The sequence below is a fragment of the Nostoc sp. PCC 9305 genome (genome assembly GCF_963920915.1).
Classification (GTDB): domain Bacteria; phylum Cyanobacteriota; class Cyanobacteriia; order Cyanobacteriales; family Nostocaceae; genus Nostoc.
Map to the genome: position 1 here is coordinate 54,095 of NZ_CAWUDN010000019.1, position 21,572 is coordinate 75,666.

19 protein-coding genes are annotated in these 21,572 nt (G+C 39.9%); 7 read left to right on the top strand and 12 right to left on the bottom strand.

What is annotated here, in order from left to right; translation table 11 throughout:
• Positions 1-45 precede the first annotated feature (45 nt).
• The 5 genes from ACM0OX_RS09535 to psaK all read right to left on the bottom strand — a co-directional run bounded on the left by ACM0OX_RS09535 (position 46) and on the right by psaK (position 5,083).
• A complete protein-coding gene (locus ACM0OX_RS09535) occupies positions 46-765 on the bottom strand; it encodes a hypothetical protein (RefSeq protein ID WP_414514664.1) in 720 nt (239 codons plus the stop codon).
• Between the two features lie 537 nt (positions 766-1,302).
• A complete protein-coding gene (locus tag ACM0OX_RS09540) occupies positions 1,303-3,234 on the bottom strand; it encodes a M48 family metallopeptidase (RefSeq protein ID WP_414514665.1) in 1,932 nt (643 codons plus the stop codon).
• Positions 3,235-3,240: 6 nt separating this feature from the next.
• Positions 3,241-3,828 (bottom strand): LemA family protein, encoded by a 588-nt coding sequence (locus ACM0OX_RS09545; RefSeq protein WP_335054964.1) that lies wholly within the window; start codon positions 3,826-3,828, stop codon positions 3,241-3,243.
• A gap of 447 nt (positions 3,829-4,275) precedes the next feature.
• Entirely contained in the window at positions 4,276-4,527 is a 252-nt protein-coding gene (locus tag ACM0OX_RS09550; protein WP_414514666.1) for a hypothetical protein, read from the bottom strand.
• 295 nt (positions 4,528-4,822) lie between these two features.
• On the bottom strand, positions 4,823-5,083 hold the full coding sequence (gene psaK / locus ACM0OX_RS09555; protein ID WP_289799424.1) for a photosystem I reaction center subunit PsaK: 261 nt from the start codon (positions 5,081-5,083) through the stop codon (positions 4,823-4,825).
• Between the two features lie 724 nt (positions 5,084-5,807).
• Between psaK and ACM0OX_RS09560 the strand changes: the two genes are divergently transcribed.
• The 5 genes from ACM0OX_RS09560 (at position 5,808) to ACM0OX_RS09580 (ending at position 10,609) form a co-directional block, all read left to right on the top strand.
• Positions 5,808-7,118: an efflux RND transporter periplasmic adaptor subunit gene (locus tag ACM0OX_RS09560; protein WP_414514667.1), complete on the top strand. Its 1,311-nt coding sequence runs from the start codon at positions 5,808-5,810 to the stop codon at positions 7,116-7,118.
• Positions 7,119-7,598: 480 nt separating this feature from the next.
• A complete protein-coding gene (locus ACM0OX_RS09565) occupies positions 7,599-8,054 on the top strand; it encodes a hypothetical protein (protein WP_414514668.1) in 456 nt (151 codons plus the stop codon).
• Between the two features lie 453 nt (positions 8,055-8,507).
• Positions 8,508-9,248 carry an SDR family oxidoreductase gene (locus ACM0OX_RS09570; protein ID WP_414514669.1) on the top strand — a complete coding sequence of 247 codons (741 nt, stop codon included), beginning with the start codon at positions 8,508-8,510 and terminating at the stop codon, positions 9,246-9,248.
• A 15-nt stretch (positions 9,249-9,263) separates the two neighbouring features.
• On the top strand, positions 9,264-9,407 hold the full coding sequence (locus ACM0OX_RS09575; RefSeq protein WP_414514670.1) for a hypothetical protein: 144 nt from the start codon (positions 9,264-9,266) through the stop codon (positions 9,405-9,407).
• 488 nt (positions 9,408-9,895) lie between these two features.
• Positions 9,896-10,609, top strand: coding sequence for a rubrerythrin family protein (locus ACM0OX_RS09580; protein WP_414514671.1), 714 nt, complete (start codon positions 9,896-9,898; stop codon positions 10,607-10,609).
• Between the two features lie 226 nt (positions 10,610-10,835).
• Here the strand turns inward: ACM0OX_RS09580 and ACM0OX_RS09585 are convergent, their stop codons facing one another.
• From ACM0OX_RS09585 to ACM0OX_RS09610, 6 genes are all read right to left on the bottom strand, one after another.
• Entirely contained in the window at positions 10,836-11,411 is a 576-nt protein-coding gene (locus tag ACM0OX_RS09585; protein ID WP_414514672.1) for a TMEM175 family protein, read from the bottom strand.
• 466 nt (positions 11,412-11,877) lie between these two features.
• Positions 11,878-13,266 (bottom strand): histidine--tRNA ligase, encoded by a 1,389-nt coding sequence (gene hisS, locus ACM0OX_RS09590; RefSeq protein WP_414514673.1) that lies wholly within the window; start codon positions 13,264-13,266, stop codon positions 11,878-11,880.
• A gap of 89 nt (positions 13,267-13,355) precedes the next feature.
• Complete coding sequence (locus tag ACM0OX_RS09595) at positions 13,356-13,802, bottom strand: DUF3598 family protein (protein WP_414514674.1); 447 nt, start codon at positions 13,800-13,802, stop codon at positions 13,356-13,358.
• A gap of 91 nt (positions 13,803-13,893) precedes the next feature.
• Positions 13,894-15,312, bottom strand: coding sequence for an aldehyde dehydrogenase family protein (locus tag ACM0OX_RS09600; RefSeq protein WP_414514675.1), 1,419 nt, complete (start codon positions 15,310-15,312; stop codon positions 13,894-13,896).
• 60 nt (positions 15,313-15,372) lie between these two features.
• Positions 15,373-15,513: a hypothetical protein gene (locus ACM0OX_RS09605; protein ID WP_414514676.1), complete on the bottom strand. Its 141-nt coding sequence runs from the start codon at positions 15,511-15,513 to the stop codon at positions 15,373-15,375.
• 118 nt (positions 15,514-15,631) lie between these two features.
• On the bottom strand, positions 15,632-16,402 hold the full coding sequence (locus ACM0OX_RS09610; RefSeq protein WP_414514677.1) for a red chlorophyll catabolite reductase: 771 nt from the start codon (positions 16,400-16,402) through the stop codon (positions 15,632-15,634).
• 378 nt (positions 16,403-16,780) lie between these two features.
• Here ACM0OX_RS09610 and ACM0OX_RS09615 point away from each other — a divergent pair, with 378 nt between their 5' ends.
• The gene (locus tag ACM0OX_RS09615) at positions 16,781-17,284 is read left to right on the top strand and encodes a hypothetical protein (RefSeq protein WP_414514678.1); all 504 of its coding nucleotides are present in this window, start codon (positions 16,781-16,783) and stop codon (positions 17,282-17,284) included.
• A 50-nt stretch (positions 17,285-17,334) separates the two neighbouring features.
• On the top strand, positions 17,335-18,954 hold the full coding sequence (locus ACM0OX_RS09620; protein ID WP_414514679.1) for a sensor histidine kinase: 1,620 nt from the start codon (positions 17,335-17,337) through the stop codon (positions 18,952-18,954).
• Positions 18,955-18,975: 21 nt separating this feature from the next.
• Here ACM0OX_RS09620 and pbpC read toward each other — a convergent pair whose 3' ends face one another.
• The gene (pbpC, locus tag ACM0OX_RS09625; protein WP_414514680.1) at positions 18,976-21,291 is read right to left on the bottom strand and encodes a penicillin-binding protein 1C; all 2,316 of its coding nucleotides are present in this window, start codon (positions 21,289-21,291) and stop codon (positions 18,976-18,978) included.
• Positions 21,292-21,572: the final 281 nt, after the last annotated feature.

A 21,572-nucleotide genomic window follows, 5' to 3' on the forward strand; every position in this document is an offset into this window, starting at 1 on the left:
CGCGCAGCGTCTCGTAGAGAGCGTCATTACAAATTACGAATTATCTTAACGCTGAGTCTGTAATCTTTTCATCTCGTATTGCACATCTAATGCAATTTGTAATGCTTCATTGAGTAACCTTCCATGCTCAGTAGCCTCCTCTGTTACTTGCATAGCTGTTAAAGTTGCTAAATTGTTGACAAATAGTTCTGTATTACTCAATATAAAATTCTTATTCTCTCTCAAAATCTTTTCTGTCTTTAAAGCGCGAACTAAATCAGCTTTGGTGAGTTTAAGTGCTGCGATTACATCCTCTCTTTCCTTTATAATCACTTCTGGATTACCAGCTTCTTCTATTTGGTCATTGATATCTATAACTCTAATAACAGTATTATATCTATTAACCTCATTTAACAGGATTTGCAGAGATTTTGTCATATTCGCTTTAACAAGCTTACTTCTAGTTTTCCAGATAAAATATAAGATGCTTTGCGTCAAACCACCAACCCAAAGACTTAAGACAATTAATAATATCCAAGATGGAATTGTTATCCACGTAACAAAAATTTTAATAATGATATCAAATAAAATATAGACAAAAACAAATGTAGAAAATCCAATAAAAACTACAGTTGCTCCTTCAGAGCTTTTAAGTTTTTCTATATAGATATTAGCTAATCTCTTGAGAGGATTTGTAATGATTAAAAGTTCCCCATTGACAGGTAAATTAGTCAGCTTTTGCAGATCGTTCTGACTAATTTCCAAGCCCTGTAAATCATCCCGCACAGCTTTTAAACCCTTGCCAGAATAGTTATTTAATCTAATATAGCAATCAAATTTCTAGAATGCTGGCATTTTGTCTAAACTTTTTCGTGCAAGTTAATACTTATAAGCAATGTCAAGATTTTTGTACAATACGATACTATTTTACCAAGATAACTATTTACAGCAGAATTCTGAATTCAGAATGGGCTACCCCCGCTGCACTAACAGGAGTAAAACACTCTTTATACCTGGGTAACAGACTTAGCTTGTGTACCTCACTTTCCTTGAAATCTGCTGTCTACTATAGCAATCCTAAATCATTCGTGAGAAACAAGCTTCTCGACTGATTTAATAAATCAGGGATCTGCGGGTTGCAATTCTCACAAAACAAATCGGATTGCTATGTAATAGTCAGGATAAAAAACAAATTAATTGCCTGTAAATAGAATCGCAAGGCAACAGGTTCTTGTTCTGGAAAACGGTCATTTAAGAATGAAAAAGTCCGTTTTTGCGGACTTTATTTGTTGAATTCTAAATAATCGTGTCTCAGTCGTTACATTAACTTCGCTTTGAAGAAGGTTGTTTCTGTTTTGAAACACTAGACTGAGGGTTTAAAAATGGTGGGATAGGACAGTCTAACGTCATGGCGATCGCTCTGAGTAAATCTGCTTCTGAAGGAGTAACTTTGTTATCTAATAGTACCGTGTGGGCGCAAGCATCAACAATAGCCTGTTTGAGTTTAGGAGTGGCAAGACGCAAACGCTCAATACTTTTTTTGAGTTCAGTAAAATTACAGTTTAGTGGTTTTTCTGGTTTTTCTTGCTCTCCGGCTTTGGGGAGTCGAAAAACTCCAGAACGAAAAGCATAGGCGATGTCTTCAGTGGACGCATCGGGTTGGGAGTGTCCGACACGGGCAATTACGGACAATATTAATAGACTATCTGGCCAAATCTGTTCGATGGAGGTGAATTCTACCGTTGTAGTAGATGCAGGATTTATACTAGGTTGAAGACGATGCCACAGTATTAACTGCAACACAAAATGCCACAGCGATAAACTTCCGGTGGCTACAACTAAACCGTGGATGCATTTGCATAGCCTTTGGCATTCTTTGGCAGAATTTTGTCGCAATATAGGCACTGCCAAATCCACAAGTGGTAAGCGAATTCGGGGATCTAACTGATTAATTTCGCTACTTAATTGTAGGGTTTTCTCTACCAAATCAGCAGGTTGTACCTCTCGGAACCAAGCAATCTGACGTTCTTGAATTTGGAGGTTTTCCGTATCTAAAGCTAGCGCAAAAACGATCGCCATTGCACTTTGTTGCTCCCGCGCACCCAAACGCAAGGATTCTGATAATTGCGATAACAGCGCTTGAGCATGGGCAAAATGCTCTGGTGTAACGCTGCCAACTTGGTTTACAACCTGTTCTGGCGAGGTGTTGCCACCGCCAGCAAAGCCCATTGTTAGGGATTCCTGGGAAGGGGAACGCATTTGATTGCGAGATGGCATTGCTGCTAAATTGCTGACGTTCAAACCCCCAACGCGGCGGATACGTTCTGCTAGAGGTGGGTGGGTAGAAAACATATCTTCCCAGAAAGAGGGGTTGAGGGCATTGCCAAAAAACATGTGGCTAGAAGCTTCTGCACCCGGCGAAATCAACCGTGAATCCATCTGTTGGAGTTTTTGAAAGACTCCGGTAAGTCCGTTGGGGTTGCGAGTGAACTGTACCGCTGAAGCATCGGCAAGAAATTCGCGTTGGCGAGAGACGGCGGCTTTAATCAAGCGTCCGCAAAGTAATCCTATACTGCCAATTGCCATCAGTGCCAAACCAAAAGCCCAGATAGGTAAACCCTTGTCTTCCTTTCCTAAACGGAAGCTACCGCGAAGGCGCCACAATAATTCCCCCGTTAAATAAATGAACAAAATCCCATGCAGTAGTCCCACTAAACGCAAATTCAGCCGCATATCTCCATTGAGAATATGACTGAATTCGTGGCCGATAACTCCTTGTAGTTCATCCCGGCTCAAGTTTTCCAAAGTTCCACGGGTAACTCCAATTACAGCATCATTGGGCGTAAACCCGGCAGCAAAGGCATTAATGCCGGTTTCTCTGTCGAGGAGATAAACTTGTGGGACAGAAATACCAGAAGCGATCGCCATTTCCTCGACAATATTTAATAGTTGTTGTCCTTGTTCGTCGGCCATTTCTGGTAACAGGAGTCTTCCTCCTAACTCTTGGGCAATTACGCTTCCACCCTGCCGGAGACAGGCAATTTTGTATAAACTTCCGACTGCGATCGCAATTATTGTAATCCCAGCTACGTAGAGAAATATCCCTGGATGCCACCAAACACGAGGAGCCATGCGAAACAGAAATAAAGTGGCAATATAAATTGCCATAATCATAACTGCGATCGACAGGGAAAATAACCCGATTAATTGTTGCGTATTTTGGCGTGCCCGATCCTGATGTTCAAAGAAATTCATAGACACCTAAAAAGACACGCGTGGGGCATTTCTGATTTCTGGAGTAGCTTCGGGGAGCAATTCTGCAACAGTAAAGTTAAAATTATTTGCCACAAGGTTGCTAGGAAAAGATTCCCTCTTGGTGTTGTAAAGTGTCACCGCGTCATTAAAAGCCTGACGGGCAAAAGCAATCCGGTTTTCAGTGGAAGATAATTCTTCCATTACCTGAGTCATAGCGCGATCGGCTTTCAATTCTGGATAAGATTCTGAAAGTACCATCAACCGACTTAACGCACCCGTCAGCGCCCCTTCAGCATTGCCCAACTGTTGCATTGCTTGGGGATCTCCAGGATTTTGCGCGGCACGACTGCTAGCATTAATTGCAGAATTTCGGGCGGCAATAACTGCTTCTAAGGTTTCTCGCTCATGTTTCATGTACCCCTTGGCTGTTTCTACCAAGTTGGGAATTAAATCATAACGGCGCTGTAATTGAACATCGATTTGAGAGTAAGCATTTTTGTAACGGTTCCGATACTTAACTAAATCGTTGTAGCTATTAATGATAATTACAGCAACAATGGCAACTAAAGCAACAGAAAATATTAAAAACCCCATATTTTTAGATTATTTCCATCAAGTACTTACTTTTTTGCAGATTTACCAATTACGGTAATCCTTAATATCCAGCAAAATTTGTGTGGATATAAAGATGAGTCTACTTGTAGCAAGTTGGCTTCGTCGTCTGTAAAATTAGTTACGCAAGTTTACTGATGTAGGATTTTTTAAATAACCGCAGAGGCACAGAGAACGCAGAGCGAAATAATTTACAACAATTCCAAACTATTTGTGAACTCTAAGTATTTAGGCATAAATAAATTAAAGTTTGTAGTAAGACTTTAGTCCTGATAATCCTTGCTCTGAGGGATAAATCGCTCACTACAAACTAAGAGTTTATTTTATTGTATTTAATTATATCTACCTACTTACTTACCTAATTATCATCTCTCTTTTCTCTGTGTACTCTGCGCCTCTGCGGTTGATGAAAAATTGTAGCCAGATATGTCACCCATGAATCTGCATAAATAGGGAATAACCACTGACAGCAAAAATAAAAAGGATGGCGGCAGGAAAAATTACTACATCCCTGACAATAAATAAAATCCAATCTTTTCTTAGTTCTTGTTTAAACTTGAGTTCTCGCAGTTTTCGCTCAAGTTCTAAGTCTTCTGGTGACTGCAAGTTGACAGGTGACAAACTTAGCGGATTATCGCCTTTGCTGGCAATTCTTTTTGATAAATCTGTTATATCTGTCATGCTGTTGAGATACTGATATTACTTAGTGTCTCATAAAAAAGAGCCAGAGAGTTAGTTCTCTGGCTCAAAGCTGGAGACAAAAGAATCATCAATTGAAGGAGGCAGGAGGCAAAAGGTTTTGTTAAGAAGGGGATTCAGACCCCTCCTTAATAAGAGCGACCAAATTTTTAATTTGGTCGGGGTTTTAAACCCTTGAACATTCGGTCACGGGCTTTGGTTAGGAGTCAGAATTCCCTTTTGCCTTCTGCCTCCTGCCCCCTGCCTTTCTTCGATAAAGGCTAACTTGGGTAAGAACCTAGATTCTTCCCAGGTTATGCAGCCCTAAAATAGTACCTACTCCCAAGATATGACCAAAGGCGGTAGTTGCTAAAAGGGCTGGTAGACCAAAACCACCAAAGAAATTGGCTGAGGGTAGTCCTGGTTCTGCATTGGGATACTTGATGCTAGATTTGCCAAAGGCAATGGCAACGATATTAGCAATAATCATAATCAGTCCGACTGTAGGACTCCATTGCAGAGGTGTGGTTGCAGCAGCGAGTAAGGTTGAAGTCAACACCTAGATTTGCTCCTGAAATTTATTAATGGTTGAAAACATAATCTGAAACTTTCCGAAGCAAATTCAAGAAATTACCCGATTTTGCATCAATATTTAACAGTTATTCTTACTACTTAATAAAATATGAGTTCAACGCAGCGATGTGACTGTGGTAGCTAGTTTGAATTTAAATATCTCAAACAATCAGACTATTAGTCTTTATTTATACTTAAGTGGCAGTGATTATGATGAAATTATCGAAACAGAATTCAGGAGTCAGTCGCCAGAATTCAGAATGAATTTTGAACTTCATAGTGGATGAATCCAGGGCGTTTAAGACCTACATTAAATATGCAGATTTAGTGGTCAACTTTCGTAGTGGCGGGTCTGAATCCCCCACTGATAGCGAGTCTTCGAGCGTCTTCATTCTGACTCCTGTTAGCGCAGCGGGGCGTAAGCCCATTCTGACTTCTGAATTCTTCTTCAATGCAATGTATCCATAGCAATTTGTGCAGGAGTTACGAATAAAAAGATCCTGACTTTTTGAAGGATATAGCTGAAGTAAGAAATTTAAGAAGCGGATTCACCTTTTGGTAGATTTAGACAGAATCATCAAACCTGTATATTTGGATGGGATAACATATAATTTGCCGCAAAACCTCATGCTAAATCAGTAATTTCAAGATCGACAGATGAAATTTTGATTGAATTCTAGTTAATTTGTTCCTTAAGTTCCTCAAAAGCCATGACATCCCCTGAGCCTCAAACTGATTTTGGAGAAAAAGCTCCACAAACGTCATTTGAGCCACCTTCTGGAAAACGGCGGTGGCTTTGGTTGAGTTTAGCCGCACTCCTATTGTTAGGGGGCGGAGCAACTCTAGTCTGGCGTTTACTGACTCCACAAAATTCAGCACCTTCAAATACTAACGCTCAACCTCAAGGGGTAAGAGTCAAAATATCAGCAGTACAAAACGGCATAATTGAGGAAAGTTCAGATTTTATTGCTAGTCTAAAATCCCTGCGCTCAGTCACGCTCCAACCGAGGATTCAGGGTCAAGTTACCCAGATACTTGTTAAATCTGGAGATCCAATCGTCGAAGGAGCAGCAATTCTCCAAGTAGATCCTACACGACCAGCAGGTATCAGTGGAAGCAATACTGTGCCTCAAGCATTTTTAATGCAACTGGCAAATGCCCGCGCCACGCTCAAATCTTTAGAAGCAGAACGACCATCCTACGTTGCGAATCTGCAATTGTACCAGCAGAACTACGATAAGTTTGTCAACCTAGCTGAACAAGGAGCCGTGTCTCGACAGACTAGCAATCAGTTTGCTAATCGGCTGGCCAATGCTAAGACTAGTCTCGATGCAATTGATTCCAGGATTCAAGCACAACGAGCCACCATCTTGCAGGCTGAAAAATCTTTGCAGCAATCTAATGTAAATACTCAAACACAACAGCCCCAGCCTGACAAAATTACCGCTCCTTTTAGTGGCACAGTTGGCAACATCCCTGTGAAAGTCGGTGATTTAGTTAATACTTCTACACCATTAGTTAATATCACGCAAAATCGACCTTTAGAAGTGAATATCTCTGTACCTCTACAGCAAGGGCCCCAATTGCGTAAGGGTATGCCAGTAGAGGTGATGAACACACAAGGTCAAAAGCTTGGTAGAAGTAGGATATTTTTTATTGCACCTAATGCCAGCAATGAAACACAAACGATATTGATTAAAGCACTTTTTGACAATACTAACGGTCAGCTACGTGCAGATCAATTGGTCAGGGCTAGAGTGTTCTGGAATCAGCGCCCTGGAGTTTTAATTCCCACAACAGCAATGACTCGTGTAGGCGGAGACACTTTTGTTTATGTAGTTGAAACAGAGATATCTCCCCAAGGTGTATCCCAACAAGTAGCTCGGCAAAGGCGAGTGAAGCTAGGCGAGATTAAAGGTAACAATTACCAAGTTATTGAAGGATTACAGCCAGAAGATAAAGTTATTATTTCAGGGTTGCTTAATCTCAGGGATGGTGTTGCGATCGTTCCAGAATTTTAATTAAGGGGAGTAGAGAGGAGGAGCAGGGGAGAAGTCTCAATCTTGTCTCCTACCAATCTTCACCCAAGAGTGTTAACTATAGCGATCGCTCTTTGTTGGAGAACTTGTAAAGTAGTCTCTAGGTGTCTATCTATGCAATACACTCTGAACTCACTTCCATTCTTTTCTCCTCAAAAGAAAGCATTGGTGACATTTTAAGATATAACTCGTTTTGTCAATAGTGATTACGCTGTAAATTATCTCTGCTATGAGTATCTCATTAAGCTTTATACTAAATTTTATGGCAAGGATGAAGGATGCTTTTAAATATGCGTAGGCGTAACTAGTCTTGTCTATGAAACGCTATGCAAAGGCATCACAGGCTGGAAAATTACGTAAATTTAATCACCACTATTTATTGACAAATGGTTAATGACCTTAACCTATCACCAATGAGTAAAAGTAAGCAATTACTTGATTACGTAACAGAGGTAAATAATTATGTCAGTGAAAATCATCCAATCTAAGTGCGGTTTAGTTTTAACTTGTTTACTGGGACAAATAATGTTGTTGGCTGCGCCAGTACAAGCTGGAGTGGAGGGCAAAATCTACGATGTCAATGTTAATTCGAGTCAGGGAGATAATTTTACTGTTTGTTTTGAATTTAACGCCGATGGTAAAAGCCTTCGCTTTGTTGGACTAGATGCTACTTATAGCCGTACAAATCTAGGTCAAGATCAGAGAAATTGGCAAGCAGTAACAAATCCAAATTCAGAAGAAAGTATCGCACTTAGCGGTCAAGTAAGAGGAGACTTTATTCCAGACCGGAGGATAAGTGGTAATGCTATCAATTCCAAAGGCACTACTTATACATTTAATGGAACGCTCTTATCTGAGCCAACATGTCCGATTGAGATTCAATCCGTGATAGGTTCAGAAAATCCCTTCTTCAAATAATTTAATTGACGCAGATATGATAAACTAGATGAGCTTTTGGTTAACGAAGACAGACAATTTATAAAAGATGTTTGTAGACTATGGTCAAGACAATACCTGTGTCATCAGCACTTAAATTCTGTCAAGTTCGGTAGGGCGTAGTTTACTGCTGTAGGCATTGTGTTTAGCTCAATGAAGACTCAGAAATTCGATTTAGCTCAACATATTCAACAATATTCGCCAAGCCATAGCAAATCTTAATCTGCTGTGAAAATGCCGCCAAGAGGGCACGTATCCTCACCTTTTGCAAAGTATTTTCATTTCTCCCGCCTGAGAGTTACTTGAATTCACTGGCGGGATTTTGGCTGGAATGAAATCGGCAGTTTTAGCAGCGATCGCTAAATTTAACTTTGGTACAGTACCTTTAACAATAGATAATCACTTTAGTTAACCAAAATTAAACTCGATTAATCTATGGCATCATTAACAGGGAAGGTTGCAATTATCACTGGTGCATCGCGGGGAATTGGACGAGCGATCGCACTAAAATTAGCCGCTAACGGCGCATCTATTGTCGTCAACTATGCGGGGAATGCAGGCAAAGCACAAGAAGTTGTTGCAGAAATTGAAAAGTTGGGGGTAGAAGCGATCGCTATCCAAGCTGATATTAGCAAAGTACCCGACATCCAACGGTTATTTGAGCAAACACTTGAACGCTTTGGCAAACTCGATATTTTGGTCAATAATGCCGGAATCGCCTTCTATAAACCAATTACTCAGGTGACAGAAGAAGATTTCGACGCGATTTTTGCCATTAACGTCAAAGGCACTTATTTTACTTGTCAACAAGCGGCGCAACACATGTCAGAAGGAGGACGGATTATCAACTTTTCCTCATCAACTACAGTGATGATGTTGCCAACTTATAGTGCTTATGTAGGAACCAAGGGTGCTGTTGAACAAATCACGCGGGTACTAGCTAAAGAATTAGGTGCAAAAGCGATCGCAGTTAATGTTATTTCTCCTGGCCCCACCGATACAGAACTTTTCCGAGAAGGTAAAACCCAAGAACAGATAGATCGTTTAGCCCAAATGGCTGCTTTTGGCAAACTGGGTGATGTGCAAGAAATCGCCGATGTAGTAGCGTTTCTCGCTAGCGACGAAGCTAGGTGGATCACTGGGCAAAATATCCGTGTCAACGGTGGAATCGCGTGAGGAGAAACTCTGTTGATGAAAGCAATATTCCCTAATCCTGATTTACCAAAACGTTTAGAACTTAACGCACATTTAAACACTCCATATCTAAAAAAATTTTATGCCCCTGACACCACAGGATACACCGACTACCCATTTTTAGAACTTCAGACAACTTAAAGTAATCACAGTCATCTGTAAATCAAAAATATATAGGAATCTGCTTTGATTCCTGAAATTATTTGCATAGGGAGGGAACAGGGAACGGGGAACAGGCAAGAAGGAATAAAAGTGTACTGAGTTTTTTCAAAAATCAAATACGAGTCCTATAGTTTTTCATCTACAAAACTTTTCGGTTTTATAATTGTCCAAGTAAGATAGGACAGCCATTGTATCTTACAAATAAAACGGATTGCTAAATCTGGGCTGCAAAAATTTGTATAAATAATTTATAACTTATACAAATAACGGCTCGGCGGCGTTGCATATTTGCGGGATGATTTTGCTAGTTTTGTGGGATGGGCATCTTGCCCGTCCCTTGTATTTCAGGGCGGGCGAGACGCCCACCCTACAAGAATCATCCCTTGATTCAGCAACGCCGGCTCGGCTATGCGGTTGTAGAGTCTGTGTTTTCGTACTCAATATCAATTCACTGTCATTCCAAAATTATGGATTTGTCCAACTTTACTACACTTCAAAACTTAGAAGCTGCCTTCGGTGGTGAATCGATGGCAAATCGTAAGTATCTGTTTTTCGCTGAGGTGGCGCGTCAACTTGGGTTTACAGACTTGGCGAAACTTTTTAAAGAAACAGCAGATCAAGAAACTGAACACGCTTTTGCACATTTTAAGTTACTACATCCAGAACTTGTGGTAGAAGATGCAGCTGCTTTAACTGATGAACAAAAGCGGGAAATTGTATCTCGCTGTTTATCTTTGGCAATTGAAGGCGAGACTTACGAATATACCACAATGTATCCAGAGTTTGCCGCAGATGCCCAACGCGATCGCGACAATCCTGCTGCTGAAGAATTTCTCAAACAAGTTCAAGAATCTACCGATCATGCCAACACATTTCGGGAAGCTGCCCACCGTTTTGGCTTGTTAAAATTCATCGAAAATTATCACGCCGATCGCTACACTGAAGCCTTAGAAGTATTAAATGGTGGACAAACAGCAACTAGAGTTGCTGGTGAAGATCCTAAAACTCGGAAATGGATTTGTAGACAATGCAGCATGATTTACGATCCCGTTGCTGGCGATCCTGATTCGGGAATTGCGCCTGGTACACCTTTTGAAGAAATTCCTGAAGACTGGGAATGTCCGATTTGCGGTGCTAGCAAAAAAACCTTTAAACCATTTGAGGAAAAAGTTGCAGCTTAAGACAACAATCAATTAGGCAATCTTTTTTAGCGTATAAACGCGAAGTGTCTTAAAAGATACTTCGCGTTCTTAATTTTTTATACAGAGGTTTTGATCGTGCGTTCACCAGAAGATAACGGCTATGCCTTTTGTTTTGGTGAAATTAGTAGGTCTTTTATACCGATTTGGCTGACAACGGGTAGATGGAATGTGGAGCTATTGCACTTGTAGGTAATTCGTAATTCGTTCAGGAAGTGAGAGTCTTCTCAATGCGACGATCGGGGATTAGCCAGATGACTGCGACTAAAGCGTATAATGCACAGGCAAACCATGAGTTCACAAAGGCAAGTGGAATTGCCACAGCATAGACAACTACTGATAATTTTCCTTTGAAGTCTTCACCAACTGCGATCGCTAGAGTCGAATCCTTGCCGTGGTGAAAAATCAGGGTACGAGTCAGAATGAAGTAAGCGATCGCAGCCAACAACAACACCGTACCATAAAGGGCAACTGGCATAGCGGCAAAGTGATTCTCGCCCATCCAACCAGTGACGAAGGGGACTAGCGATAACCAAAACAGCAGATGCAGATTAGCCCAAAGGATACGCCCATTAACGTGTCGGACTGCTTGTAGTAGGTGATGGTGATTGTTCCAGTAGATGCCAATATAAATAAAACTCAACACATAGCTCAGAAATACTGGGATTAGTGGACGTAGCGCAGCTAAATCGAACCCATGCGGCACTTTGATTTCTAGCACCATGATAGTGATAATGATGGCAATCACCCCATCGCTGAATGCTTCTAATCTCCCTTTTCCCATGAACGCATTCCTTTTCTATTTATTTGAGAGTTAAGTTGTGAGACTCTGTACTTTATCGTACCAAGTAGTTGCCGTTGATGAAGATTCTCTGCGTTGGCGTAGCCCGCCGTTCGCAAAGCGTCTCGTAGAGAGGGCATCGCAAAATCAAAATCTTTAATTCTCACTTGCCAATTTCCGCCGTAATTCCCGAATAGCAGCGCTAGTATTGCGCTCGTAGGCAATTTTTAGAGACTCTGTGACTACTTCTGACACATTGATGTTAGAGAAATAACGACTTCCAAGTAGGCGTAATGTTTTAAATATCAACTGCTGCGGCTGAAGAATACAGCAGCTATAACAATTAAACCTAAAAGTGCTAGAGGAACCCAGAGATTAGGGAGATCGGACAAACTCATAAAGGACTTTCAAATAAGTAGGGTGTATGAGACAGATTGCAATAGACAGTCGCTACTTTATAAATCAACTTTTAGGTAAGCCTCCTTTTAACTTCCTCAGCTAAATTTTCTAGCAGTACTTCTACTTGCTCGCCTGTTTTCAAATCTTTGAGCGATGACTTTTGCGCTGCTGCTTCTTCAGAACCAATAATTACGCAAAATTGAATTCCTTGTTTGTCTGCTAATTGAAATTGTTTACCCAAGGGACGCTTATCAAAGTTAGTTATCACATTAATTCCCGCCTGACGCAGATGTTGAGAAACTTTTAAATAAGTGGGCATTAAATCTTCTTGCATATTCACTACCATTACCTGGGCTGGTGTAGCAGCTAAGGTACTTAGAATCCCAGCTTTTAATAAACGACTAATTAAGCGAGTTAAGCCGATAGAAATGCCGACACCAGGCATCTTTTCGCCCAAAAAGACCCCGACTAATTCTTCATATCTACCGCCAGAACAAATACTACCTAAAGCTTCATGTCCTAATAGAGTTGTTTCGTAAACTGTGCCAGTATAGTAATCAAGACCGCGGGCAATGGATAAATCAATACAGAAACGGTTTTCGGCAACTCCGAGATTACGCACTCCAGCAATTACCGTTTCTAATTCGGTAACTCCTAAACTCAATTGCTCGGTTTCTGGCAGATTTTGGGCGAGGTGCTTGAGTTTATCTAAGACTTCATCAACTGAACCATCTATTTTGATAAACTCAATAATTTTTTGTGACTGTTCGGCTGCAATTCCTTCTTTTTCTAAATCTTGTTTGACTTTATTTTCACCAATCTTTTCTAGAGTATCAACAATACCAATACAAGATTTAATTTGATTTTCGGCAATTCCCAATGATTTAAAGAAACCAGTAAGAACTTTTCGGTTATTGATGCGAATTAGAAAATCACCAATATTAATTGCTTCAAATATCTCAGTGATAATTGCAGGCATCTGAGCATCATAGAGCAAGCTGAGTTCGCGACGCGCAACTACATCAATATCGCATTGACGGAACTGACGAAAACGCCCATCTTTTGCCCGTTCTCCTCGAAAAACTACATCGGTTTGGTAGCGGGCAAAGGGAAAGATTAATTCATTCAGGTGACGGGCAATATACGCCGCTAAAGGAACTGTTTGATCGAACTTTAAAGCTCTTGCTTCCGAACCTGTTTCGCCCGATTTATCTCTCTCGGCTTGTCGATTTGGTGGCAATATAGGATTAATTCCATAAATGATATTATCGCCTTGATTACCTTTAGCTTGTAGCACTTCTAAACGTTCTACAGCAGGTGTTTCGATGGGCGTAAATCCATAGCTTTCAAAAACTCTACGGATGATATCTAGCAAATATAATTCTAGACGCTTTTCGCTAGGAAGAAATTCTGGAAACCCGCTAGGGGTAGAAAAGTTTATTTTGTCACCTTTGGCCATGTAAGTACCTTACTAAGTTGAAATTTGAGATGAGAGTTATATAATATCTGCTTGATTATTGAAACCCCTGACAGTTTTCACTGCTATGTCTATTTTATCCGTTCTTCTTGCACCAATGTACGTTGATAGAGTCGATCGTTCTTAAACCAATGCCAGGTGCGAAAACGATAGTTATTGCAAGGGCTGAGGAAAATCACTTCATACAAGTGAGCACCCGGAGCCTTCTTAAAAGTAAATCGGAACATAATAGTAGCATCGTCTACTTCCCAGGCATTACCCTCAAGACGTTCGGTGTCAAACCATACTTTTTTATCTCGATATAAACCAGGAAAATGATGTTCCTCTTGTTTGCCATTAGGCCATTTGTAGCGATTTATTTGGTAGTAGGAATAAGGAGGATTTTCAATAAATTTGCAGCTTAAATGAGAAGTATATTTATCTAAAATTTCTCCTTCTGTATCAACCAGTTTATAAGAACCAGACCACTCTCCTTCATGACGGGCCATTAGGGACATTTCAGTTTTCATGATAGACATATTCAACTCCTATTTCTATAAGCTTTATTAGAGACTATTATTTTTCATTTGTATTTATTTTTCCTGTTATCAATTCTTTATTATTTCTTCACTATTCTTGATTATCAAACCACCAAGGGTCACTAGTTGAGTTGGTTTTGATCAAAATAGCTTTTTTTCGCATAAACCGTTTCAACGCTGCTGCACCCATACGTGAACCTCCCAAACCAGAGAATTTGAAGGCGTTTTTCTCCCCCTCGTGCATAATGGCGGTGAGTCCAGCATCGTTGATACTAATAGCACCTGCATCTATCTGGTAGGCAACTTCTAAAGCTTCTGTTTCCAAAGCAAATACAGCAGCACTTAATCCATAGATTGAGTCATTGGCTAAAGAGACTGCTTCACCTATTGTGGAAAAAGGCATGACTGGCATAATCGGGCCAAAAGTCTCTTCGGCCATGACTTTCATGGAATGATTAACTTGGGTAAGCACTGTTGGACGACACCACCAACCCCCACCTAAATCTTCTATTACACCGCCGCAGTGAATTACTGCTCCTTTTTCAACTGCATCTATGAGATGATCGCTAATAATGGCTGCTTGTTTTTCGGCGATGATGGGGCCAATTTCTCCACTTTCGACTGTGGGGTAGGCTAGCTCAAGGCGATGTGCTTTGGCTACTAGTTGATGATAAAACTTTTCAAATATGGAGTCTGCAACATAAATTCGCTCAATTGAGAGGCATGACTGTCCGGTGTTGGCGACGGAAGCCCACAAGATTGCTGAGGTTGCTAATTCTAAGTTAGCTGATTCTAAAACGATCGCAGGATCTTTTCCTCCTAATTCCAAAAAAGCTGGAATAAACTGTTTTGCAGCCGCTTGTGCAACTTTTCTCCCTGTGGCTACACTGCCTGTAAAACATACCAAATCTACATTTTCAATTAAAACAGATCCGGTCGCACCTGCTCCTTCCACAAAAGTTAATACCTCGTGCAATTTAGGAACAGTATTGAGTGCTGTAATCAGTGGTGCTACGAAGCGGGGAGTGATTTCACTGGGTTTGACAATGACAGCACAACCTGCCAACAATGCCGGAATGGTATCAACAGTAGACAGTGACAGGGGAAAATTCCACGGGCTAATTACCCCAACTAAGGGATAAGGAACGGATGTTTGTTGTAAGGCAATAAAGGGAATGGCTGTATTTTTTGCCGATTCTTGCAGCAATTCCGGTGCTAACCGACACCAGCGATCGATGCTGGAGAGTAAAGAGTCTATTTCTAATACCGAGGCTGACAATCTTCCTGTATCATTTACCAAAGCTTCCGTGAGGCGATCGCGTCCAGATATTATCGCCTCCTTCCACTGCTGTAAAGCTTCAATTCTCCCCTCTAAGCCCAATTTCTGCCAGCGAACTTGTGCCCGGCGCGTCCGCTTACATTGCTGTACCACCAACCTTGGAGGTGGTGGGATAATTACGTAGTCAAATTTGCCAGTTCGGGGATTGCGGACTTCTATTGGTTTTGTCATTTGTCATTTGTCATTTGTTATTACTTCCTAATCCCCAATTCCCAATTTCCATTCCCAAATTCAAATCATCCCCAGGTTGGTGAAGCACTCAATGGTGGTTTGCTGTGTTTGCAGGAAGTGTTTGCGGTCTACTTCTCTTTCCAGCATAGTATTAGCAGGGTAAAAGTGTAATTGGCGATCGCGAGTGAAGGTTGATTGCATAACAGGTAACTTGCGATGCTAAAGCGCAGTACGATTCTAAATTAGTGGACATGGAAAATTGAGAGTCATAACAAATGACCAATGACAAATGACAAATGACAAATGACTAATGCCTAATTTAGAGAATACGATCGCCACCCCAGAGCGATCGCACAAGTTTCTCTGTCAATTCCGAGCCAAACATCTGTGCGGCAAATTTATTACCTGGATCGCGTTCAGCACTGATACGGCGGAGTGCTAAATCACGAGCAGCTAAAGCTTTTCGTGCATCTTCTGGCATAGGTTCAGCGCCATCTACCCAAGTTAACCAGCGATCGAGTGTTTCGTGTGCAAGTGTGCGAGTTAGTTGCAGGGTTTCAAAAGTAGGTGCGCCTGTGTAGCAAAGACTAACGGGCGATTGAAATAGGCGAATATACGCACTTTTGCTAGTAAATACCTTGAGCCGCGAATCTTGCTGTAATTTTAAGAATGTTTCATTAACTGGCTCATAGTAGCGATCGAGAGATGCCAAATCGGTTAAAAGCTCAGTCCGGGCAATGTAATCTATATAAAATAAAATATTTCCATTTGGAAGTGTGCCAAACTCAAAGGCCAAATGAGGAACCTGAATATGGGACTTCAACCAAGTAGTGAGACGCATTGTCCCAAAGTTTGATTTTTCCGGGTTTCCCAACCACGAATGCACTAGCCAGTCAATTTCTTCCCCAGAAAAAGCGGTTAGCGAACCCTTCATATTGCCATCAAGACTGCTGTATTGCTGTAAATTTTCTACAGAAGGGTCTGGATGTAACTGAAAACGAGCCTCTAATTTTTGGCGGAGTTCCTTTGTAATCTCCCACAACTGCTCAAATACAGCTTTATTATCTAAATCAGTTGGTTGCTGAGTCATAGTTTGAGTTTGCAGTTTTTCTATAAACTTCATATTTAGTTTGACACTTTCCGGTATCTAATTCGTTACTTGTATCGAGCAACGCATTCATCGAACTCAAGACTGTGAGAAACAGACCATCAACCAAAGCGCGATCGAGCTATTGCAGCAACATCTTTTTTCACAGCAGAGTTGCAGCAATTTATTTCAGTCGATGATTCTTCATTTAGATGCTTTTGCTCTTAGCACAAGCTTCAGTGATAATACTGGAATTTTATGTAAAATTATTTTTTATATACTTAATTATAAAAATCAAAATAACTTTGTTGAGAATTATAGACAAATTAGAAGAAAAACAAATATTAATAAGTTAGTTGTTTGATTATAAATATACAGAATATGGCTTTTGATTTAGATAAAGCTTTTCAAGTAGATATCGCTCAAATGAATTTGAAAAAAGCACATTCATTAGTATTTAGGTTACATGGTGAGCCGAAAATACCTTTTGTCATTTGGTTACTGGAGAATCCTAATAGCATAATGGCATTACCTGGAAAAATTAGTCTGCTCAATCATGATTATATTCACATACTTTTAGATAGAGGGATTTCTTCTCAAGATGAAGCTTTTGTCATAGGGTTTACAATGGGTAATGACTTAAAGACCAATCAACTACATTTGTTCATCTATCAATTCTTTGCTAAATTTATATATCCAGTTCCTTATAATTTTTCCAAGCTAGACTTTATGAGTTTTAAATTAGGGTTTATTTATGGCAGAAAGATTAAAATTAAACAAATAAATAAAATTGACTTTGAAATTTACCAAAATGAAACCATAGGATTTTTGAGAAATTTTTTCGGTATCAATACTGATAACTCTAGACTTATGCAAGAGTATTAACGGCGACAAAAATTAATTAAAATATATCTAAATAAATAAAGAGTATTAAAATGCACATACCTTATAAACTGAGATTTGCTTCCTCTCAACTAATAACTGTAACAGTACTGCTTACTCTGCTCTTATTCATTCCTCAAGTTTGGCTCAATTTGGAAGCATATTATAACTTCAATAGTATTACTAAAAATGAATTTAAACTTCAAATATTAAGTGATGAGATCGCTTATTTGGATGAAGTACTAACTATGTCAGCCCGCATGAATGCTGCTACAGGAAACACTATTTGGGAACAACGATATCGCCAATTTGAACCTAAGCTTGATATCGCTATACAAGAATCGATTAAACTAGCTCCTAAAGCATATAAAAATGAGGATGCTAAGAAAATTGATGCTGCTAATCAGCGCCTAGTCGCAATGGAATATCAATCTTTTGATTTAGTTAATAAAAATCAAAAAGAGACAGCACAACAACTACTTTTTAGCCGCGAATATGAAACTCAGAAGCAAATTTATGCTGATGGGGTGATGAAAAGAAAGTCTAATATCTCACTAGAATTACAGCAGAAGGTTGATGAATATTATCAAAGAATTCTATGGGCAATTTCGGAGTCTATTATAAGTTTAGCGATGCTGATTCCGGCATGGCTTTTAGTATTGCATTTATTACAGCAATACTTAAAAGCTAAAAAAGCTGCTCAAGCCGCTTTAGAAGAAACGAATTATCGATTGGAAATGCAAGTTACGGAGAGAACGGCAAAATTAAAACATAAAAATGTTCAGCTACAAAATACACTGCAAGAATTGCAACACACTCAAGTACAACTTATTCAAACTGAAAAAATGTCTTCATTAGGTCAGCTAGTTGCTGGTGTTGCTCATGAAATCAATAATCCAGTTAATTTTATTTATGGTAATCTGATGCATGTTAGAGAATATAGTCAGCAATTACTAACTTTAATTAAACTGTATCAGCAACACTGTTCTAGTGAGAAATCAGAAATAACTACTCTAATTAATGAGATAGATTTAGAGTTTATTGTTGATGATATGCCAAAAATCTTATCATCAATGGCAGTTGGTACTGAACGTATTCGTGAAATTGTGCTAACTTTGCGTAACTTCTCACGCCTTGATGAAGCAGAAATGAAATTTGTTGATATTCATGAAGGAATTAATAGCACGCTATTAATTTTACAGTATCGTTTCAAAGAAAATCATAAACAGCAGGAAATTTCAATTATCAAAGATTATGGAAATTTGCCTCTTATTGAATGTTATGCAGGAGGGTTAAATCAGGTTTTTATGAATATTATCAGTAACGCTATTGATGCTTTACATCAACGGGAAGTAGAGTATTTAAAAGGAGATATTGAAAGACAGCTTAATTCTATTGTTATCCATACTCAAGTTAAAAATGAAGAGTCTGTAATTATTAGTATAAAAGATAATGGTTTAGGAATAACTGAAGAAGATAAAACTAGATTATTTGACCCTTTCTTTACTACTAAACCTATCGGCAAAGGTACTGGTTTAGGATTATCTATTAGTTACGAGATTATTGTGGAAAAACATCAAGGGAAAATTAAGTGTATTTCTGTACCTGGTAAGGGTACAGAGTTTGTCATTGAGATTCCTATCAAGCAGACACGTTCAATAGTTACGCATTGACAGAGAGCGATTGTTGCTATTTCAATTATTACTAATAGAAAATCCTCGACGCCTAGGTTTAATATTAGCTAACTCCACCTGAAAACTTACTTTGTCGCTCATTTCCCCGCTTCTTGCTTCCAAAGTCCACTTACCAGGACGTAAATTCCAAAATAAAGAATTAGCTGAGTTTGTATCTAACTTTTCGCCATTTAACCACCACTCCACTAGTGCAGATTTATTTCCCGCTAGTTTAAATTCGAGTTTTTGCTTTGCTTCTTCACCAGGATAAACTAAAAATAAATCGCCATGATGCGGAGATAAAATTCTCAAATTGGTAGAAGTAAAATTTGACTGCTGTTGTTTTGCCAACCATTCATCATACTCTGGTGGCAAATTGAATTGATGCTCGCGTTCGTAATTACTTTTATCTTCAGGATAGAAATATTCCTGCACCACTGAGGTACAATCTGGTGTGGGTCGTAACCCAGAAATTGCACAAACAGGTAATTGCACTAAACCTTTTGGAGATGGAAAAGCTGCTGGTTCTTGATGTTCGTGCAGATGTAACATAATTCGATTCCATAAAGGTGCTGCACCTGTCACACCTGAAACTTGTCGCATTGGTTCGCCGTTGAAATTTCCTACCCAAGTAGCGACGGTGTAATCTGTAGTGAAGCCAACAGTCCAAGTATCACGAAAATTGGAAGAAGTGCCAGTTTTAACAGCAACAGGAAAGGGTAAATTTAACACCGAGTCTACACCAAATGCTGTTGCACGAGCATAGCTGTCACTGAGTATATTGGTGATTAATTGCCAAATTGTCGGATTTTGGATTTGAGATTTGGGACTTCGACTTTGCTCAATCGAACGATTTTGGATTGGGTAATTGGAAAATGTGCTTACTAAAGGAATCGCCTCTCCTTGTCGTGCTATGGTCAGATAAGCACGGGCTAATTCCCAGAGACTTACTTCGCCACTACCTAGAGTCAAACCTAAACCATAATGTTCTGGAGTTTGATTTAGGTGTTCAAATCCCAGTTGATGCAGTCGTTCTAAAAAAGTTTCCACACCAACTTTTTCTAACACCTTTATTGCAGGTACATTTAAAGAATTTGCTAAAGCGATTCGCACCCGCACCGGGCCAAGAAATCTTTCGGTGTAATCTGTGGGGCTGTAAAGTTTCGCGCCGGGAATTGCATAATGGGCGGGTACATCTGCCAAAATGGTGTTTGGGCGAATTAAACCTTTTTCTAAAGCTAGTTCATAGACAAAAGGCTTGAGGGTAGAACCTGGTTGACGTAGCGCTTGCACTCCATCATTGCGTCCCAGTTTGGCTTCATTAAAGTAATCAGGTGAACCGACATAAGCCAAAACTTCACCAGTCTGATTATCAATCACTAACGCAGCAGCATCATGGACATTGTTAGCGGCTAGGGAAGAAATTACCTGCTGTACCTGTGCTTCTACAAACTGCTGCAAAGGGCGATTTATAGTCGTGCGGATGGGGGAATTTTGTTCTGTTTGCGTTTTATCAAACTGATTGGCTAACCAAAATAAAAAGTGTGGTGCAGCGATAATTCCCCCTTGGCGAGACTGAAACACAACTTTTTCAGTATGTGTTCGGGTTGCGTTCGCACTATTAATATACTTTTCCTGTATCATCCGATTAAGGACGTATTTTTGTCGCTGCTTCAGCCGTTCCCAATGTTCATAAGGATTAAAATATGTGGGATTATTGGGAATAGCAGCTAACAAACTAGCTTGAGCAAGATTCAACTCACTAGCTGGAATGGAAAAATAAGTCCGCGCGGCTGCTTCTACACCATATATATTCCCGCCCATTGGTAGCCGATTGATATATGCAGAGAGAATTTCATCTTTGTTCATCCCTGCTGCTAACCGCCAAGATAGCCAAATTTCACTCAGTTTACCAGAGAAGTTGCGCGGCACTGGATCTAACATTCGCGCTAACTGCATAGTAATTGTGGAAGCACCGGAAACAATTCTTTTGGCGTGGATGGCTTCTTTGCTGGCGCGGATAACAGCTTTCATATCCAACGCTCCATGATGGTAAAAGCTGCCATCTTCGGCGGCTAAAATGGCATGGATAAACTGGGGCGAAACCTGATTTAGTGGTACTACTGATGTATGCTCTTGATCGCGGGTGAGCAATGTTCCTAATGGTAAACCATTGCGATCGCTAAATTGCATTGCCAACTGATTTTGGGCAATATCTGCGGCACGAATGGGCGCAAAATAAGGGAGTAAGCGTACCACGAGACAGATTAGCAGCACAGCTAGGATAACTTTACTAGTGCGCTTAAGTTTGAGTAGCGATCGTAAAATTAGTTTCATCAGGGAATCCCCTGTCCAAGAATACCTACCTTAATCTTGACGCAGCGATTACATCTACATCAGTAAATATTTCAAATCCTTAATAATTAATTTTTACTAACTCAGCAGATGTAAATTAATGTTTGCGAAATTTAAATACTTCTTTATAGTTAAGAATTGTAGTCATTTTTGGAACAATAACACTAGATTGGTTATCTATGTAAATAAACAGACATTACATCCGCAGGTTGTGTAAAAATAACTAGTTATCTTGCGTCCTTTATTAGCCTTGGCATTTCCGA

What these genes read in the sequence shown, in the direction of transcription:
- ACM0OX_RS09540 (WP_414514665.1), bottom strand. Translation starts at nt 3,234, where the DNA reads ATGAATTTCTTTGAACATCAGGATCGGGCACGCCAAAATACGCAACAA.
- ACM0OX_RS09545 (WP_335054964.1), bottom strand. Translation starts at nt 3,828, where the DNA reads ATGGGGTTTTTAATATTTTCTGTTGCTTTAGTTGCCATTGTTGCTGTA.
- ACM0OX_RS09550 (WP_414514666.1), bottom strand. Translation starts at nt 4,527, where the DNA reads ATGACAGATATAACAGATTTATCAAAAAGAATTGCCAGCAAAGGCGAT.
- ACM0OX_RS09560 (WP_414514667.1), top strand. Translation starts at nt 5,808, where the DNA reads ATGACATCCCCTGAGCCTCAAACTGATTTTGGAGAAAAAGCTCCACAA.
- ACM0OX_RS09565 (WP_414514668.1), top strand. Translation starts at nt 7,599, where the DNA reads ATGTCAGTGAAAATCATCCAATCTAAGTGCGGTTTAGTTTTAACTTGT.
- ACM0OX_RS09570 (WP_414514669.1), top strand. Translation starts at nt 8,508, where the DNA reads ATGGCATCATTAACAGGGAAGGTTGCAATTATCACTGGTGCATCGCGG.
- ACM0OX_RS09575 (WP_414514670.1), top strand. Translation starts at nt 9,264, where the DNA reads ATGAAAGCAATATTCCCTAATCCTGATTTACCAAAACGTTTAGAACTT.
- ACM0OX_RS09580 (WP_414514671.1), top strand. Translation starts at nt 9,896, where the DNA reads ATGGATTTGTCCAACTTTACTACACTTCAAAACTTAGAAGCTGCCTTC.
- ACM0OX_RS09585 (WP_414514672.1), bottom strand. Translation starts at nt 11,411, where the DNA reads ATGGGAAAAGGGAGATTAGAAGCATTCAGCGATGGGGTGATTGCCATC.
- hisS (WP_414514673.1), bottom strand. Translation starts at nt 13,266, where the DNA reads ATGGCCAAAGGTGACAAAATAAACTTTTCTACCCCTAGCGGGTTTCCA.
- ACM0OX_RS09595 (WP_414514674.1), bottom strand. Translation starts at nt 13,802, where the DNA reads ATGTCTATCATGAAAACTGAAATGTCCCTAATGGCCCGTCATGAAGGA.
- ACM0OX_RS09600 (WP_414514675.1), bottom strand. Translation starts at nt 15,312, where the DNA reads ATGACAAAACCAATAGAAGTCCGCAATCCCCGAACTGGCAAATTTGAC.
- ACM0OX_RS09605 (WP_414514676.1), bottom strand. Translation starts at nt 15,513, where the DNA reads ATGCAATCAACCTTCACTCGCGATCGCCAATTACACTTTTACCCTGCT.
- ACM0OX_RS09610 (WP_414514677.1), bottom strand. Translation starts at nt 16,402, where the DNA reads ATGACTCAGCAACCAACTGATTTAGATAATAAAGCTGTATTTGAGCAG.
- ACM0OX_RS09615 (WP_414514678.1), top strand. Translation starts at nt 16,781, where the DNA reads ATGGCTTTTGATTTAGATAAAGCTTTTCAAGTAGATATCGCTCAAATG.
- ACM0OX_RS09620 (WP_414514679.1), top strand. Translation starts at nt 17,335, where the DNA reads ATGCACATACCTTATAAACTGAGATTTGCTTCCTCTCAACTAATAACT.
- pbpC (WP_414514680.1), bottom strand. Translation starts at nt 21,291, where the DNA reads ATGAAACTAATTTTACGATCGCTACTCAAACTTAAGCGCACTAGTAAA.